The organism is Thalassospira sp. NFXS8, assembly GCF_040148805.1.
Lineage (GTDB): Bacteria > Pseudomonadota > Alphaproteobacteria > Rhodospirillales > Thalassospiraceae > Thalassospira.
Map to the genome: position 1 here is coordinate 202,684 of NZ_JAGEMF010000002.1, position 16,921 is coordinate 219,604.

The 16,921-nt window shown below is 52.9% G+C and carries 11 protein-coding genes; 5 read left to right on the forward strand and 6 right to left on the reverse strand.

The window, feature by feature from the left end; all coding sequences use genetic code 11:
• Positions 1-80: 80 nt before the first annotated feature.
• Complete coding sequence (locus tag J4E05_RS10275; protein WP_085587302.1) at positions 81-770, reverse strand: response regulator transcription factor; 690 nt, start codon at positions 768-770, stop codon at positions 81-83.
• A gap of 240 nt (positions 771-1,010) precedes the next feature.
• On the opposite strand from J4E05_RS10275, the gene ribA reads away from it, so the two are divergent.
• Together ribA and J4E05_RS10285 are read left to right on the forward strand one after the other, a co-directional pair.
• Positions 1,011-2,147: a GTP cyclohydrolase II gene (gene ribA / locus J4E05_RS10280; RefSeq protein WP_085587699.1), complete on the forward strand. Its 1,137-nt coding sequence runs from the start codon at positions 1,011-1,013 to the stop codon at positions 2,145-2,147.
• 212 nt (positions 2,148-2,359) lie between these two features.
• The gene (locus J4E05_RS10285) at positions 2,360-3,811 is read left to right on the forward strand and encodes a hypothetical protein (protein ID WP_349595107.1); all 1,452 of its coding nucleotides are present in this window, start codon (positions 2,360-2,362) and stop codon (positions 3,809-3,811) included.
• A 186-nt stretch (positions 3,812-3,997) separates the two neighbouring features.
• Here the strand turns inward: J4E05_RS10285 and trpS are convergent, their stop codons facing one another.
• The 4 genes from trpS to mutS form a co-directional block, all read right to left on the reverse strand.
• Entirely contained in the window at positions 3,998-4,999 is a 1,002-nt protein-coding gene (trpS, locus tag J4E05_RS10290; RefSeq protein WP_085587300.1) for a tryptophan--tRNA ligase, read from the reverse strand.
• 180 nt (positions 5,000-5,179) lie between these two features.
• Entirely contained in the window at positions 5,180-6,730 is a 1,551-nt protein-coding gene (murJ, locus tag J4E05_RS10295) for a murein biosynthesis integral membrane protein MurJ (RefSeq protein ID WP_349595111.1), read from the reverse strand.
• Between the two features lie 358 nt (positions 6,731-7,088).
• Complete coding sequence (locus tag J4E05_RS10300; RefSeq protein WP_085587298.1) at positions 7,089-9,833, reverse strand: [protein-PII] uridylyltransferase; 2,745 nt, start codon at positions 9,831-9,833, stop codon at positions 7,089-7,091.
• A 270-nt stretch (positions 9,834-10,103) separates the two neighbouring features.
• Positions 10,104-12,800, reverse strand: coding sequence for a DNA mismatch repair protein MutS (mutS, locus tag J4E05_RS10305; RefSeq protein WP_349595115.1), 2,697 nt, complete (start codon positions 12,798-12,800; stop codon positions 10,104-10,106).
• Between the two features lie 161 nt (positions 12,801-12,961).
• Between mutS and J4E05_RS10310 the strand changes: the two genes are divergently transcribed.
• Positions 12,962-13,462, forward strand: coding sequence for a hypothetical protein (locus J4E05_RS10310; protein WP_349595117.1), 501 nt, complete (start codon positions 12,962-12,964; stop codon positions 13,460-13,462).
• Between the two features lie 59 nt (positions 13,463-13,521).
• On the opposite strand, the gene J4E05_RS24070 is transcribed toward J4E05_RS10310, so the two are convergent.
• Entirely contained in the window at positions 13,522-13,878 is a 357-nt protein-coding gene (locus J4E05_RS24070) for a DUF7662 domain-containing protein (protein ID WP_503012334.1), read from the reverse strand.
• Positions 13,879-14,033: 155 nt separating this feature from the next.
• Between J4E05_RS24070 and J4E05_RS10315 the strand changes: the two genes are divergently transcribed.
• Both J4E05_RS10315 and J4E05_RS10320 read left to right on the forward strand, forming a co-directional pair.
• Entirely contained in the window at positions 14,034-16,301 is a 2,268-nt protein-coding gene (locus tag J4E05_RS10315) for an NADP-dependent malic enzyme (protein ID WP_085587294.1), read from the forward strand.
• 159 nt (positions 16,302-16,460) lie between these two features.
• The gene (locus J4E05_RS10320) at positions 16,461-16,913 is read left to right on the forward strand and encodes a hypothetical protein (RefSeq protein ID WP_085587293.1); all 453 of its coding nucleotides are present in this window, start codon (positions 16,461-16,463) and stop codon (positions 16,911-16,913) included.
• The last annotated feature ends 8 nt before the right edge of the window (positions 16,914-16,921 follow it).

Sequence of the window (16,921 nt, forward strand, 5' to 3'; positions counted from 1 at the left end):
TTGTTATCCTGTAATTATTTTAGGCTATGTTGAAGGCAATGTGACGCCAGCATGTCTATCAATACTGATCGATATGACCATTAGGGGACCAGTTTATAGCCACCTGGTTCGGTTACCAGAATGGTCGCACTTGACGGATCTTTTTCTATTTTTTGCCGTAACCGATATACATGGGTCTCCAGGGTATGGGTCGTTACCCCGGCGTTATATCCCCAGACTTCATCAAGCAGGGTTTCACGTGAAACCGGTTTGTCGCCCGCCCGGAACAGAAATTTCAGGATCGAGGTTTCTTTTTCCGTTAGGCGGATTTTCTTTTCCGTGGCTGTTTCTACCAGAATTTTGGCACTGGGCTGAAAGCTGTAAGGGCCGATGGCAAAAACGGCATCTTCGCTTTGTTCATGCTGGCGAATATGGGCGCGGATCCGGGCCAGCAACACATTCAGGCGGAACGGCTTGGTGACATAATCATTTGCACCCGATTCGAGCCCTAAAATGGTATCAGAATCGCTATTGGCCCCGGTCAGCATGATAACGGGCGATTTCACCCCGGCGCGGCGCATGAGTTTGCACACGTCGCGGCCATCAATATCGGGCAGGCCAACATCAAGCAGAATGACGTCAAAATAGTTGTCTTTAACCGCCTCAAGCGCTTCCTGGCCGCTATGGGCAACAACGCAATCAAATTCTTCATGCAGGCGAAGTTGTTCGGTGAGTGACTGGCTTAACGCTGCGTCATCTTCAACCACTAAAACCTGTTTTCCTGTCGTCATTGCCATCCCTTGCTGGTCCCTAAATTCGGTCTATATTCAGGCCCTGTTCTTTTTTGTGGCAATTAGGTGCGCGTTGCCTATTTGCAATATAAACAAGTCTCACACTCTAATCGTCACTTTTTCAAGAACAAACTGTTTTGGCTTTAGACATTGACGAACGAATGATCCAGCCCCATACCGGCCTGATCGCGATGTTGTGATCGCTTTGACCCTAAATCGGTAATAAAATTAAGTATGACGATGACCTCGCCCAACAGCATTTCGGCCCGATCCGAAATTTCAACAACCGAGCTGATTTCGGTTTCCCGTGCCGTTGCCGATTTGCGCCGTGGCGAAATGATCCTGATCCGGTCTGACAAAACGGCGATTGCCGCCATTGCAACCGAACCCCTGTCTGATCACGGGTTGGAACGTTTGCGTGTCATTGCGTTAAATGCAGCCGGTATTGCCCTGGTGCTGCCGCGTGTACGCGCCCGGGCGCTGGGCCATGTTGACGCTGAAAATGGCTTTTGCGCCTTGCAGCCGCAAAATCATGCCGAGGTCGACAGCCTTGCTTTGGGTGTTTGGGCCAATCCGTTGCTTGATATGGTTGAAAAACCGGTTGCAACCTGGCGCAAAACACAAACGGGCGAAGATGCTGCCATTCGGCTGGCAAAGCTGGCGCGTTTGTTACCCGCCATTGTGACCGTGCCGGTTGATCCGGCAAAAGTTGATGATTTTGCCGCCCGCGAAAATCTGCTGGTTTTGGCTGCAGAATCGGTAAACGGCTATGAAGATGCCGCCGCCGGGTCCCTGCGCCAGGTAAGCGAAGCACGTGTGCCGCTGGAAAATGCCGAAAATGCCCGTGTTGTGGCCTTTCGCCCGGCCGATGGCGGGCAGGAGCATATTGCGATTATTATTGATGAACCTGCCGCCGATGCACCGGTGCTGGTACGTTTGCATTCGGAATGTTTTACAGGCGATTTGATCGGGTCATTACGATGCGATTGCGGCCCGCAATTGCGCGGTGCCATCGCTGAAATATCGGCCAGCGGCAAAGGCGGTATTGTTTTGTATTTGCGCCAGGAAGGCCGCGGGATTGGCCTGGTCAATAAATTGCGGGCCTATGCCTTGCAGGACCGGGGTTTTGATACGCTTGATGCCAACGAAGAACTTGGGTTCGATGCCGATGAACGGGTATATCGCCCGGCAGCCGAAATGTTGCGTCAGCTTGGTTTTTCATCGGTGCGGATTTTAACCAATAATCCCGAAAAGCTGCGCGGGTTGGAAAGCTGGGGGGTAAAAGTGAGCGAACGGGTCCCTCATAAATTTCCGTCCAATGGCCATAATGCTTTTTACCTGAAAACCAAAAAAGAACGGGCCGGTCATTTGTTTTAAGGGCTGGTTCCGCCTGGTTTGGGGTAACGTATCGAGCTAAATTATTTCTGCCCCGGCACTTTTGTCGGGGCATTTTTGTATGTTGGGCAATTGTTTTGTCGGCATTCTTACGGGCTTCGGGCGTTTCAGTTTCTCACCGGTTTTGAAAAAATTCGTCGAACAATACGATTTGGCATCAGGGTTGCATATCCTTTGGCAAGAGGAGGATCGCGATGTCGATAGGTGCAGATTGGCGGCAAATATCGCCCGGTGTGGGGGCACAAACGGCAAATGGCGCACAGCAAGGTGCAGCCAGGGCCGGTGCGACCACGCCAGAAACAGCAAAAGAAGGTGAATCCGGTGGTTTTGCCAGTTTTCTGTTTGGTGATGATGGCTTTGATTTTGGTGACATCATTGATGTGATTAATCCGCTGCAACATATTCCTGTTGTCGGCGCGCTGTATCGCGAATTGACCGGCGATGAAATGGGAAATGCGGCCCGTGTTGTCGGTGGCGGCCTTTTCGGTGGCATTTTTGGCCTGGCCGGGGCGGCAATTGATGCCGTTGTCGATGGTACGACCGGGGCTGATACCGGCGAGCATGTTCTGGCCCTGTTTGAAGGGGATGACAGCGACGCTGCCCCTGCGGCCGGAACCGCAGTCGTCCAAAACGATAACGGGCCATATGGTGCGAAAAATGGCGCCGAATCGGCAGCTGGTATGGGTGGGGTTGCCAGTGCAAATGGTTTGGTATTGCCGTGGTCAACTGGCGATACGTCGATGGCATCGGTTATGGCCGATAGCCAAACTGGTACAGAACAGGCCAATAATCAGACATTGCCCTTTGGCGGCGCCACCCCGGTTTCCGAAAATATAGCCCAAAATATCGGGGCAACCCCGGTATCTGCGGCAAGTCAGGCGGCATTTTCTGCCGGGATGCCTTTTTCGGGGGCAAATAATTCTGCCTCGCCATTGCAAAACCCCCGTTCGGGATCTTCATTTGAAGATGCAGCAACCCAGGCCGCCAGCGACGCCGACCCGGCAGAACTTGCCGTTACCCTGGCCCGGGCCGGGCACAGTGATTACGCCTCCAAACTGGTGGCACAGCGCGACCCGGTAACATCCTCATCAAGGCTGTCTGGAAATGTGCATGTTAATCACGATAAAGGTGCCACAGTATGGCAGCGGGCGGAAAATACCGGTCGTGTTTCCGGCCCGGTTTTTGGCACCGAAATTCAGGGTGAACTGATTAAGGCACGCTCGAAACAGGATGATTTTGCTGCAAATGTACATCCGGCAATGATGACTGATGCGGTTGCCAGCGATGAAACGGCGGGTGGGCCGGTATTATCAGCCGCCGAAATGGCGGCCCGGTTTAATGCGGCCCTGGGGCTTGGCCCTGTAACCCAGGCGGCGGATACTGCGACAAATCGGAACACCAGGCCGCAGTCACACAATGATAGCCGCCCGGTTGCCAGCCGCAACGAACCGGCACGGGCATCTGCCACATCTGCCAGCACTGCAACACCCACCGATCCGCTTGCCGAACACCCGCTTGTGCAGGAAGCCGAACAGCATAATGCTGGCGAGGCGCCGGTCGGGGCATGGTTTAGTCAGACCATGATGGATGGTTTGCAAAAATATCAGGCCATGCAAAAGCAGCAAAAAGCTTCGGGTTCGATCTGATCAGGCGCAATGTCACAGAACGGCCTGTGCTGTGAAAGGCAAGGGTTCCGGCAACTGTTTATGATCAACGAACATTGGTATGATTGATCTGTGTTGCCAGAAGTCAAAGTGCGCGTAATTCCAACATAAAAAAAGGCCCGCTCCCTTTCACCGGGACCGGGCCTTTGACTTTAGGATGCGGATCAATCAGCTGTTGAGAAAGCCAACCACTTCCTTGACCTCGCGCAGGATCGGCTGGGCGATGGCATTGGCGCGTTCGGCACCTTTGGCAAGGGACGCATCGATATAGGCAGTGTCATTTTTCAGACGGGCCATTTCTTCGGTGATCGGGGCCAGTTTTTCCACCACAACGTCGGTCAGGGCCTGTTTAAAGCCGGAAAACTGTGTGCCGCCATGTTCGGCCAGCACATCGGCCACCGGTTTTTCAAGCAGTGCTGCATAAATGGTGACCAGATTGCGGGCCTCCGGGCGTCCTTCCAGGCCTTCTGCTTCGGACGGCAGTGGCTCGGCATCGGTTTTGGCCTTGCGAATTTTTTTAGATAGCGTATCGGCATCATCCGTCATGTTGATACGGGCCATATCCGAGGTATCGGATTTGGACATTTTTTTTGTTCCGTCGCGCAGCGACATTACCCGTGTTGCCGGTCCCAGAATGAGGGGCTCGGGGGTGGGAAAGAAGCCTTCGGCATTAAAGTCATTGTTGAATTTGATCGCGATGTCGCGGGTCAGTTCAAGGTGTTGTTTCTGGTCTTCGCCAACCGGTACATGGGTGGCCTTATAGGCCAGAATATCAGCCGCCATCAGGCTGGGATAGGCATACAGGCCCAGCGAGGCGTTTTCACGGTGTTTGCCAGCCTTTTCCTTGAACTGGGTCATGCGGTTCAACCAGCCGATACGGGCCACACAGTTAAATATCCACGCCAGTTCGGCATGGGCTGAAACCTGGCTTTGGTTAAACAGAATGTGTTTTTCCGGATCAATGCCCGACGCAATCATGCTGGCAGCAAGTTCGCGGATGTTGGCGCGCAGTTCGGTCGGGTCTTGCCACACGGTGATGGCATGCATATCGACGACACAATAGATGCATTCAAAGTCGTTCTGAAGGGGAACCCAGTTACGGATTGCACCCAGATAGTTGCCAAGATGAAGGTTACCGGTGGGCTGTGCGCCCGAAAAAACACGTTGCATGTGTGTATCGTCCATTTCAGGAAGGTTCAAAAAAGGTCCGCATGCTCCGCCAGGTTGTGGACACCCGCCGGCGGACGAGCAAACGAATAGAGCGCGGAGTTAAGCCCTGCAGCACGGACAGGTCAAGCAGCTTGTCGCAAATTGGGGAAAAATGCCGTTTACCATGGTGTTGTGCGGTATTCAGGCCGGGCTGCCACGCCGCAGGGTTGTTTTAAGTTCGCGAAAACTGGTGGCACCACTTAACTGGGCGATAACGGCATAAACGACCATTCCGGCAATTACGATTCCGGCCATTGTCGTTATTCGCATGATTGCGTTGCTATCGGCATTCCACAGGGCAAAAATGGCTGCCCATAATGTTAAACCCATCAGCATAGATGACAGGAAAATACGTGGAATGCGGCTTTTGAGGCGCGGATCAAGAACCAGATGCCCCCGTTTATGCAGGGTCATTCCCAGCGATGTGGCGTTGACCCAGGATGAAATGGCCGTTGCCGCTGCAATGCCGAGATGACCAAAGAACGGCATGAAAACCACGATCATGCCGATATTAAGCAACATGCAGATAATACCGATACGGATGGGGGTTTTGGTATCTTCGCGGGCAAAAAAGCCCGGCGCCAGAACCTTGACCAATACTGATGCCGGTAACCCGCAGGCAAAAATGGTAAGTGCCATGCCGGTTGCGTCGGTTTCGGTGGCGGTAAAGGCACCGCGTTGAAATAAAACATTGATAATCGGAATGCCCATAACGGCCAGGGCCACAGCGGCTGGCAATGTCAGTAACAGGGCAATTTCAATGCCCCTGTTCTGGCTATACATTGCAACCGAGGGATCCTTGCCCTGCAACTGGCGCGACAGCGTGGGTAGCATCGCGGTGCCAATGGCAATGCCAATTACACCAAGTGGCAGTTGATGTACCCGGTCCGCATAATAAAGCCAGGACACAGCCCCGTCAGATACCATCGATGCCAGCATGGTATCGACCAGCAAATTCAGCTGGTACACCCCGACGCCGATCATGCCGGGTATCATGCGTTTTCCCAGCAGTTTTACCTTGTCATCAAGCCGGGGCATTTGCAGGCGGATGGCAAAACCTGCCCGTTTGCAGGCAATGACCAGCCAAATAAATTGGCCAATCCCGGCCATCATAACCCCCCATGCCAGGGCATGGGACGGTGTTTCGGTTATCGGGCTTAGCCCCAGTAATGCACCGATCATAAAAATGTTCAAAACAACCGGTGCGGCGGCGGCGGCGGCATAACGGTGCAGGGTATTTAAAATGCCCGACATCAGGGCAACGGCAGAAATAAATGCCAGATAGGGAAAAGTGATACGTGAAAGTTCAATTGCCAGGTGGAATTTTTCCGGGTTTTCGGAAAAACCGGGGGCAAAAACCAGCATTGCCCATGGCATGACAATTTCGATAATTGCGACCAGAAACCCGGTGATGACCACCAGGATTGACAGGGCATTAGCGGCAAAATCGCGGGCTTCTTCAATGCCGCGTTTTTCAATGTCACCTGCCAGCAGGGGAATGAAGGCAACCGAAAAAGCGCCTTCGCCAAACAGGCGGCGAAACAGGTTGGGAAATTTGAACGCGACGAAAAAGGCATCGGCCATGCCTCCGGCACCCAGCATTGCAGCGATCAGAATATCGCGGCCGAACCCCAGCAAGCGCGACAGCAGGGTAAAGCCACTGACGGTGGCAATTGAACGAACAAGCGACATAATGTTCTAAATCCGAAGGGTTCCGAGGGTTATAGAGGCAGCAGATGCAATTTTTCAGCCGCGAGATTGCCACTGGAAGGTGAAAGAATTGGTAATTTTGGCGCCAGGCGGTGCCGCATCCTCACAAAATATTTATGGCTTGTGATGGCTGTCACATGCAACTCGACAAGGGCCGGTATATTTTAATGATACCAAGTTTTGTTGGGACACGAGCACTTGGAAATTTGACTGACGAGAGCAAAAAACAGGGACCCCCGACCTGTCAGCTCCGAGCAAGCCTGATCTGCAAAATGTAGATCCCGGGCGGTGGTGATACCCTTGCTCTCGTCATGTCGTCCTTTTCGATTTTTCCCGAATTTTACCGGTCATCGTTTCTTAAAATATCGGTCAGGCTTTCCTTGATCTGGACAAACTTGGTCCGGCTGTCGATTTTTAAACCGAAAACATCCTTCACATAAAAAACGTCAACGGCGCGTTCACCAAAGGTGGAAATGCGGGCCGAGGCAATTTGCAGTGACAGATCGCGCAAGACCCGGGTGATGTCATAAAGGAGCCCCTGGCGGTCACGTGCTGTTACCTCGATTACGGTATGGGTGCGGCTTGCCTTGTTATCGATAATAACGTTTGGTTCCACCTTAAAGACGGCGGTGCGCGCCTTGTTATCCACCACCTGGCGTTTTTTAATTTCGCCACTGGGGCGTAATTGCCCGGAAATAACCTGTTCAAGCGTTTTACGCAGTTTGGCAATGCGGCCCTTGTCGTTAAAGGCCTCGCCATTGGCATCCTGAATCCAGAATGTATCAAGGGCCATACCGTCGCTGAGCGTCAGGATTTTCGCATCGACAATGCTGGCGGCGCATACTGCCATTGCCCCGGCAATTTGCGAAAACAGGCCGGGATGGTCGGTGGTGTGAACGGTAATTTCGGTAGCATCCATATCGGTTTCGATGCGGGTGTTAATTGTAATATCCGCACCGGATTTTTTGGCATCCCGGGTTAGTTCGGCATGGCGTAACTGGGTTTCGGTATCGAAACTCAGCCAGTAGGATGGATAACCGCGATCAATGAAATCCTCGATATCCTGTGCATCCCAACCGGTTAGGGCTTCGCGTACTTTTTGCTGGGCACGGGCCACACGGGAATCGCGGCTGTCGGCATTTAACCCGCCTGACAATAAATCGTCGGTGGCATAATAAAGCTCGCGCAATAGTGTTGCTTTCCAGCCATTCCAGATATTGGGGCCAACAGCGCGAATATCGGCCACAGTCAGGCATAGCAATAAGCGCAAACGTTCTTGTGACTGCACCAGGTCGCCAAAGGCGCGAATGGTGGTCGGGTCGTTTAAATCGCGTTTAAACGCGGTTGCACTCATCCATAAATGCGCCTTGACCAGCCAGGCCACGGTTTCGGTATCGGCCGGGCTTAGGCCCAAACGCGGGCACAGCTTTTCGGCCACTTCGGCACCCAGTTCCGAATGGTCACCGCCACGGCCTTTGGCAATGTCGTGCAACAGCACGGCCACGTACAGAACCTGCCGGGAAATCACCTTGTGGATGACGGATGTTGCCACCGGGGCTTCTTCGGCAAGGTCACCACATTCGATCTGGTTCAAAATCCCGATGGCGCGGATGGTATGCTCGTCGACAGTGTAGGTATGGTACATGTCGTACTGCATTTGCGCCACGACTCGGCCAAAATCCGGGACAAAGCGGCCTAAAACGCCAGCTTCGTTCATTTTGCGCAACGGAATATCGGGTGTGACCTTATGTGTCAGAATTTGCAGGAACACGGCATTTGCCGCCGGGTCTTTTTGCAAATTCTGGTCAATCAGTTGCAAATTTTGCGTCACCCAGCGCAGGCTTTCGGGATGAATGCCAACCCCGTTTTGATGAGCGACCAGAAATAATCGCAACATCTGGATCGGGTCTTCGCGAAACACGTCCCGGCTTTCCACGGCCAGCCGGTCATTGCGTAATTGAAAGCCGTCAATTTCCTTATTGCCAAAAAAGCGCGCCGGAAACCGGATCAGCGGGCGGCGTTGATGGCGTTCTTCAAGGGCCGCACAGAAAATGCGGGTCAGATTGCCCACATGTTTGACCATCAGGTAATAGTGCTTCATGAAGCGTTCAACGCCACTGGCACCGGCATGGTCGGTATAGCCAAGACGGGTGGCAATTTCGCGTTGCATGTCGAATGTCAGGCGGTCTTCGGGGCGGTCAGACAGATAATGAAGCCAGCAGCGGACAGACCATAGAAAATTCTGTGCTTTCAAAAAGCCCTGGGCTTCTTTTTTGGTCAGAACCCGCTGATCCACCAGTTCCATCGGTGTGTTGACGCGATACAGGTATTTGCCAATCCAGAACAATGTATGGAGGTCGCGCAGGCCGCCTTTGCCATCCTTGACGTTGGGTTCGACCACATAACGCGAATCGCCCATGCGAATGTGGCGATCATCGCGTTCGTTCAGTTTGGCTTCAATAAATTCAAGGCCGCTGCCTTTGACCAGTTCTTCCATGAAACGGGTACGGAACTGGTCATAAATGGTTTCATCCCCCCAGACATACCGGCTTTCCAGCAGGTTGGTGCGAATGGTGATGTCCTGTTTGGCCATGCGCAGGCAATCCTCGACCGACCGGGTGGCATGACCAACCTTTAGCCCCAGGTCCCACAACATATAAAGGATGTATTCAACAACCTGTTCGCCGTGCGCGGTTTGTTTATAGGGAAATAAAAACAGGATATCGACGTCGGAATGCGGCGCCATATCGCCCCGGCCATAGCCGCCCACGGCCACCACCGACATGCGTTGTTCCTTGGTCGGGTTATGCAGGGGGTATACAAACTCAATGGCGTAATCGTGGATCAGACGTACGATCTGATCGATTAGAAAGCTGTATGAAAAAACGGCATTGTGCCCGGAATTGCTGTCTTCAAAACGGGTGCGAATTTCGTCGCGGCCCTGTTGCAGCGTTTCTTTCAAACAGCCCAGTATGGCTGCCCGTTGCTTTAGCGGTTTTAAGTCGCCATCCCGACCAATATTGCCAAGTTTGGTATAAACGGTGCGACGGTCGATAATATCACGCTGGTTTTTAACTTTTAGCATAATGGAATGCGGTGTCCTTGGTCCGGGCTTGCAGGGAACGGGCACGTTTCGGGTATTTTCAGACAGATTTTCGGGTCACAGTGGCGTTTATATCCCTTTGGGGGAATATAGCGTTCATCTGTGATTGGGCAATATAACGGCGATTTTTGCGTGCGATGCTTGGCATTACCAGCAAAAACTTTGGCCCTTTGTTCATTTATATATTTGGCAGGAAACCGCTTTTTCCAGTGTCCAATCCGGGATCAGGCAAAACAGCGCAGGTCCCCCGGATCAAAAGGCAGCCTGCTTTTGCAAGTCACGCAATCGGTAAAGCGCATCTAACGCATCGCGTGGCGACATATCGTCGGGGTCCATATTGCTCACGGCATCAAGCAGGGCTTTTTGCTGGTCTGACAGGGCAGGGACCGATGATTTTTCTTCTTTTTCCACTTGCGCCATGGCGGCAGCAAACAGGGGTAAATCATCGGCCAGTTTGGCCACACCACCGCCCTGTTGTCCTTTTTCCAGGGTTTTAAGCACCTGTTCGGCCCGTTTGATCACGGCCTTGGGCAAACCTGCCAGCTGGGCAACATGAATACCATAGGACCGATCCGCGCTGCCAGGCCCGACCTCGTGTAAAAATACCACTTCCCCCTGCCATTCCTTGATCAGCATGGTATGACACGATAAATGGTCCAGCTTGGCGGCAAGGGCGGTTAATTCGTGATAATGGGTGGCAAAAAGCCCGCGGCATTTATTAATTTCGTGCAGGTTTTCCACCACTGCCCACGCAATGGAAAGACCGTCAAAGGTGGATGTTCCCCGGCCAATTTCATCCAGAATAACCAGTGAACGGTCGGTCGCCTGATTAATGATGGCGGCAGTTTCCACCATTTCGACCATAAAGGTTGATCGGCCCCGTGCCAGATCATCGGCGGCACCAACCCGTGAAAACAACCGGTCGATGGCACCAATATGCGCCGATTGTGCGGGCACAAAAGCCCCGATTTGCGCCATCACGGCGATCAGGGCATTTTGCCGCAGGAAGGTGGATTTACCAGCCATGTTCGGACCCGTGATCAGCCACAATTTTTGTTCATCTTCCAACCGGCAATCATTGGCAACAAACGGTGATTCGCCAGCCGTACGAAGGGCCGCTTCCACCACAGGGTGGCGGCCGCCACGAATATCAAATGACAGGCTGTTATCAATCACCGGGCGCACGCAGCCCTGATCACGGGCCAGTTCGCCAAGAGAGGATGAAACATCCAGCCCGGCCAATGCCTGGGCACAACGGGCAATCGGGTCGGCATGGGCCAGAACAGATGTTACCAGGTCGGCAAACAGGTCGAGTTCCAGCGCCATTGCCTGATCACCGGCCTTGGAAACCCGGCCTTCAAGTTCGGACAGGGCCACGGTGGTAAAACGCACTGCATTGGCCATGGTTTGACGGTGAATGAATTCGTCAATTTCCATCATTTTATCGGCCTGTTTGGCAGGCACCTCGATAAAATAACCCAGAACGTTGTTATGTTTGACCTTAAGGCTGCCAATCGCGGTTTGTTCGGTATATTGGGCCTGTAAATTGGCGATCAGTTTTTTGCTTTCGCTTGAAAGCATGCGCAATTCATCAAGTGGCGGGTGATAACCCGTGGCGATAAAACCGCCATCACGCGCCATAAGCGGCAGGCTTTCGGATAAGGCCCGGCGCAATAAATCAACCAGATCACCGTGATGGCCCAGCTCGGTTAAATGATCATTTAGTGATGCGGGCAGGGTATCAAGGCTGTTATCTGCCGGGCGATCGAGCAAATTACGGATGGCAAAGGCACACGCCAACCCATCGCGCAATGATGCCAAATCGCGCGGGCCACCCCGACCAATCGACAGGCGTGAAAGTGCACGTTCAATATCGGGGCATTCAGCGAGGGACGCCCGCAAATCGCTGCGCAAATCGTCGTGGTCATGAAAATAGCTAACCAGATCAAGGCGGTGATTAATACTGTCGGCCTCGGTTAACGGGGCCGACAGGCGGGCGGCCAGCAAGCGTGCTCCGGCGCCAGTACGGGTACGGTCAATCACCGATAGCAGTGATCCCTTGCGCTCGCCGGTTTGGGTTTGTGTCAGTTCCAGGCTGCGCCGGGTTGCGGCATCAATTTCCATTGCCGCCCCTTGTGCCATCCGCGTGGGCGGGGACAAGCGCGGCATTTGGCCCTTTTGGGTCAGTTCAACGTAATCAATCAGTGCGCCCGCTGCTGAAAGTTCGGCGGTTTCAAACCCGCCAAAGGCATCAAGGGCGGCCACGTCATACAGCTTTTTCAGGCGCAATTCGGCATTGGCCGGGTCAAACCGGGCCGCAGGCTGCGGGGTGATGATGTTTTTGTAGTCGTTATAAAGATCGAACATTTCCGGGCGGTTCAATAACCGGTCGGAAATCAGAACTTCACCGGGATCAAGCCGGGCAAGGGCAGCACCCAGAGCAGCCATGGTGCAGGGTTGCACATAAAAATCGCCGGTCGAAATATCCAGCCATGCTACCCCCATTTTCCCGCGTACATCGGCAATGGCGGCAAGGTAGTTATGACGTCGCGCATCAAGCAGGCTGTCTTCGGTCAGGGTGCCCGGTGTGATCAGGCGCACCACATCGCGTTTGACCACCGACTTTGCGCCGCGTTTTTTGGCTTCCGCCGGGTCTTCCATTTGTTCGCATACAGCGACACGAAATCCCTTGCGGATCAAACGCTGCAAATAGGTTTCATGGCTGTGAACCGGAACACCGGCCATGGGAATATCGTTTCCCTGATGTTTGCCACGTTTTGTCAGTGCAATATCAAGGGCTTCGGCGGCTTTGACGGCATCGTCAAAAAACAGCTCGTAAAAATCGCCCATACGATAAAACAGCAGGCAATCCTGATACTGTTCTTTCAGTTCAAGGAACTGAACCATCATCGGGGTTGCGCCATCGCGGTTAAAATCGGGTGCGGTCATGGTTTTGTCAGGTGATCCGGGCATTGTGTTCATGGAAGCCTTGATATCAAACCCCGCCGCACTTGGCGAGAGGGGCCGTTATTTTGCCCTAAAGTTTTGCAATATATGATAAAATACTTGTATGAATTTCTATCGGACCAGTGACCCAGGAGAAAACAACAATGTCTGAACAACACAGCACAGCCCAGGTGCCGGAACTGGTCGGCCTGTTTGATACCAAAGAATCCTTTGATGCAGCGGTGCGTGCGCTGACGGATGCCGGGTTCGCCCATACCGACCTTTCCGCCCTTAGCACACATGAATCCATCGATGTTGCCGGCAAGGATGGTCAGTCGTGGTCAGATGTGCTGACCGCAATGTTTGGCGAAGTCAAATACGAGGTGCCATTGGTGGCCTCGGGTGCCATTGCCCTGTTTGGGGGGGCGGCTACAGCGGCCCTTGCATTGGCGATTGGCGCCGGGGTGGGCACAATGGCATTGACTGATTTCATCGACAAGGTCACATCCACCCCCCATACCGAAGAATTCGCCGAGGCGATCAAGGAAGGTTCCGCAGCACTTTGGGTCCGTCTGGACCCGGAAGATGCCAGCAAGGAAACCCAGGCCCGCGAGATTTTTGCCCTGAATAACGCGCATAATGTTCATATTCACACTAACGATTAAGTGAATACGAACGCTATTTTGAGATTTATGAAGTTAGGCGATCTTGAACGGTCGCCTAACTATTTTGAGAATAACACAGATTCTGCCGTAATATTTACGTGGCTCGTTTTGAAACCGGCATCGAGCCACGATCTTGCATGAGTATGTGAGCCTTGGCGTTCATTGGACCACCATGCTGAATATTGCCGGGCACTCCCGGGCACTCCCGGGTAAATCGAAGCCCAAAACCTTTTCAATTTCCTGATAACGGGCAGACCATTCGGTGCCACGGAATTTGCGTAAAAAGTAATGCAAGGGGTCGTATTTACCCGCCAGGATTGTCCTTTCAACCTGAGAACGCATTCCACACCCTGCATCTTTTCCGGGAAATGACATTTCGCTGATGTTGCCGTATCCATATTGCTGCGATGCAACATACGGAAAATGCAGGAAAAATCGTGATTTTCATCAACTGGTCCTTTGACCGGCGTGCGGAACCCTGATTTATTAGGTGACCCCCTCAGGCAGTCCCACACCCTGTTTGCGGGTTCACAGCTTTCTCACCCACCATGCAAGCGTCAGTGAAGACATAATGGAAGAAAAAGAAATCAAGGTTCGTGACCGTGAAGCGCTGCTGTTTCATTCCAGTGGCCGCCCCGGAAAAATCGAAATTACCGCCTCCAAGCCGCTGACCACCCAGCGAGACCTGTCTTTGGCATATTCGCCCGGCGTTGCCGTGCCCTGTCTGGAAATTGCCAAAAACCCTGCCACTGCCTATGACTACACATCCAAGGGTAATCTGGTTGCTGTCATTTCCAACGGTACTGCCGTTCTCGGGCTTGGCAATCTGGGCGCACTGGCGTCCAAACCGGTGATGGAAGGCAAGGCGGTTCTGTTTAAACGTTTTGCCGATGTTGACGGGATGGATCTGGAAGTATCGACCGAAGATGTCGATGAATTCGTTAATTGCGTGCGCTTTTTAGGGGCAACATTTGGCGGTATCAACCTTGAAGATATCAAGGCACCTGAATGTTTCATCATCGAAAGCCGCCTGCGCGAGATTATGGATATTCCCGTATTCCATGATGACCAGCACGGAACCGCGATTATTGCCGCATCGGGCCTGATCAATGCCTGCGATCTGACTGGTCGCAAGCTTGAAGACATCAAGCTGGTGGTGAATGGTGCCGGGGCTGCAGCCATTGCAGTGGCCGAACTGGTCAAAAGCATGGGTGTGACGCCCGATAATGTCATAATGTGTGATTCACGCGGTGTCATTTATAAAGGCCGCGAAGATGGCATGAACCAGTGGAAATCGGCCCATGCCGCCGATACCGATGCCCGTTCGCTTGAAGATGCAATGAAGGGGGCCGATGCCGTATTTGGCCTGTCGGTTAAGGGGGCGATTACCCCGGCCATGGTCAAAAGCATGGCCAAACAGCCGATCATTTTCGCCATGGCAAACCCCGATCCGGAAATTTCACCCGAAGATGTTGCCGAAATTCGCAGCGATGCGATTTGTGCAACCGGCCGCTCGGACTACCCCAACCAGATCAACAATGTGCTGGGTTTCCCGTATATCTTCCGTGGGGCACTTGATGTTCAGGCATCAACGATTAACGAGGAAATGAAAATTGCGGCCGCCAATGCGGTGGCAGCACTGGCGCGCGAAGACGTACCTGACGAAGTGGCTGCCGCCTATTCGGGCCGTCGTTTGCAATATGGACCGGAATATATCATTCCCGCCCCGTTTGACCCGCGCCTGATCATTGCTGTGCCCAAGGCGGTTGCCCAGGCGGCAATGGATAGTGGTGTTGCCCGCAAGCCGATTTTTGATATGGCTGAATATGAAAATCAGCTGCGTAGCCGTCTGGACCCGACGGCGGCCCATTTGCAACTGATTTCCGATTATGTGCGTGCGCATCCCAAGCGTATCGCCTTTGCCGAAGGCGAGGAAGAAACTGTTATTCGTGCCGCTGCGGCGTTTCGTAATTCCGGTTATGGCACGCCCATTCTGGTCGGGCGTGAAGACCGTATTATCGAAACGGCAAAATCGCTGGGGATCGAAAGCCTGGACGGGGTTGAAATTACCAACGCTGCCCTGACCACGGATAACCGCAAATATGCTGAATTTCTGTATCAACGGTTGCAGCGCAAAGGTTATTTGTGGCGTGATTGCCAGCGCATGGTCAACCAGAAGCGCAACGTGTTTGCCGCTGCCATGGTCGCCATGGGCCAGGCCGATGGCATGATTACCGGGTTAACGCGGAACTTTAACCGCAGCTTCACCGATATCAGCACAGTGATTGATGCCAAGGATGGCGAAATCCCGATGGGTCTGTCGATTGCGATTGCCAAGGGTCGGACGGTGTTTATTGCCGATACCCGTGTTCATGACGAACCCGATGCTGAACAACTGGCCGAAATTGCCATTCAGGCGGCCAAAAAGGCGCGACAGCTGGGGCATGAACCACGTGTGGCGATGATTTCTCACTCTACATTTGGCAATCCCTGGACCAAGGATACCGACCGGATTCGCGAAGCAGTGTCGATCCTTGAAAATTCGGATGTAGATTTTGAATTTGACGGCGATATGAGCGTCGATGTCGCACTTGATACCGAACTTTTAAAACTTTATCCGTTCTGTCGTTTGTCCGGTCCGGCCAATGTTCTGGTAATGCCAGCCCTTCATGCTGCGACCACAGCTTCCAAATTGCTGGGTAAACTTGGCGGGGGCACCGTTATTGGCCCTGTCATGATTGGTTTGGCCAAACCGGCCCAGATCACCCAAATGGGGGCGACTGTGAACGATCTGGTTAATCTGGCAGCTCTTGCTGCACACGAAGCCGAACACGGCTAGGGCGGAATGCCGTAAACTCCCCAATCATGGCTGTGGGTTGTGCATGGGGAAAAAGATATGTTTTGATATGGCGGAAATTGGCAAAATCCGATTTCCGCCATATCTGTTTCATAGACGGCTGTTATAAATCGCGGACAAAATAAGGAAGGATTTCACCTGATGCAGCGTTTTGCCCGTATTTTTGCATTTTTACTGATTTTTCCGGTACTGGCGGGGTGTAATGATGCCGTAAAGGCCGAACCTAGCCCCGATGAAATTACCACGGCAGTGATTGAACGTTTTCGCAATGACCCTTATGCCCGGGTGGCTCATGTTGAAAATGTCCATAAAACCAACAGCGTTAGCGATGGTGAAGGTGCTGTAACTGTCATGGTCAGCTATGACATGGTTTTTGATCGCAGCATTTCCGATTTCGCCGATGACGTGGTGGAACAAAGCAAACAGGCCGAAAATCTTGATGCGGCGGGGGCAGCTGCGCGTGACGCCGTGGATGTTTTGAAAATGAAAATGCTGGCCCTGAAAGAAGGCGGCTTTACCGTGGGGGATCGTCGCGGGGTTAGCAATGAAATCCGTTTGGTGAAGTCCGAAAAAGGCTGGATCTATCGCCCATAAGGTAATCT

Bases quoted from the DNA above. Each gene is read 5' to 3' on its own strand.
- J4E05_RS10275 (WP_085587302.1), bottom strand. From the start codon at position 770: ATGACGACAGGAAAACAGGTTTTAGTGGTTGAAGATGACGCAGCGTTA.
- ribA (WP_085587699.1), top strand. From the start codon at position 1,011: ATGACCTCGCCCAACAGCATTTCGGCCCGATCCGAAATTTCAACAACC.
- J4E05_RS10285 (WP_349595107.1), top strand. From the start codon at position 2,360: ATGTCGATAGGTGCAGATTGGCGGCAAATATCGCCCGGTGTGGGGGCA.
- trpS (WP_085587300.1), bottom strand. From the start codon at position 4,999: ATGCAACGTGTTTTTTCGGGCGCACAGCCCACCGGTAACCTTCATCTT.
- murJ (WP_349595111.1), bottom strand. From the start codon at position 6,730: ATGTCGCTTGTTCGTTCAATTGCCACCGTCAGTGGCTTTACCCTGCTG.
- J4E05_RS10300 (WP_085587298.1), bottom strand. From the start codon at position 9,833: ATGCTAAAAGTTAAAAACCAGCGTGATATTATCGACCGTCGCACCGTT.
- mutS (WP_349595115.1), bottom strand. From the start codon at position 12,800: ATGACCGCACCCGATTTTAACCGCGATGGCGCAACCCCGATGATGGTT.
- J4E05_RS10310 (WP_349595117.1), top strand. From the start codon at position 12,962: ATGTCTGAACAACACAGCACAGCCCAGGTGCCGGAACTGGTCGGCCTG.
- J4E05_RS24070 (WP_503012334.1), bottom strand. From the start codon at position 13,878: ATGTTGCATCGCAGCAATATGGATACGGCAACATCAGCGAAATGTCAT.
- J4E05_RS10315 (WP_085587294.1), top strand. From the start codon at position 14,034: ATGGAAGAAAAAGAAATCAAGGTTCGTGACCGTGAAGCGCTGCTGTTT.
- J4E05_RS10320 (WP_085587293.1), top strand. From the start codon at position 16,461: ATGCAGCGTTTTGCCCGTATTTTTGCATTTTTACTGATTTTTCCGGTA.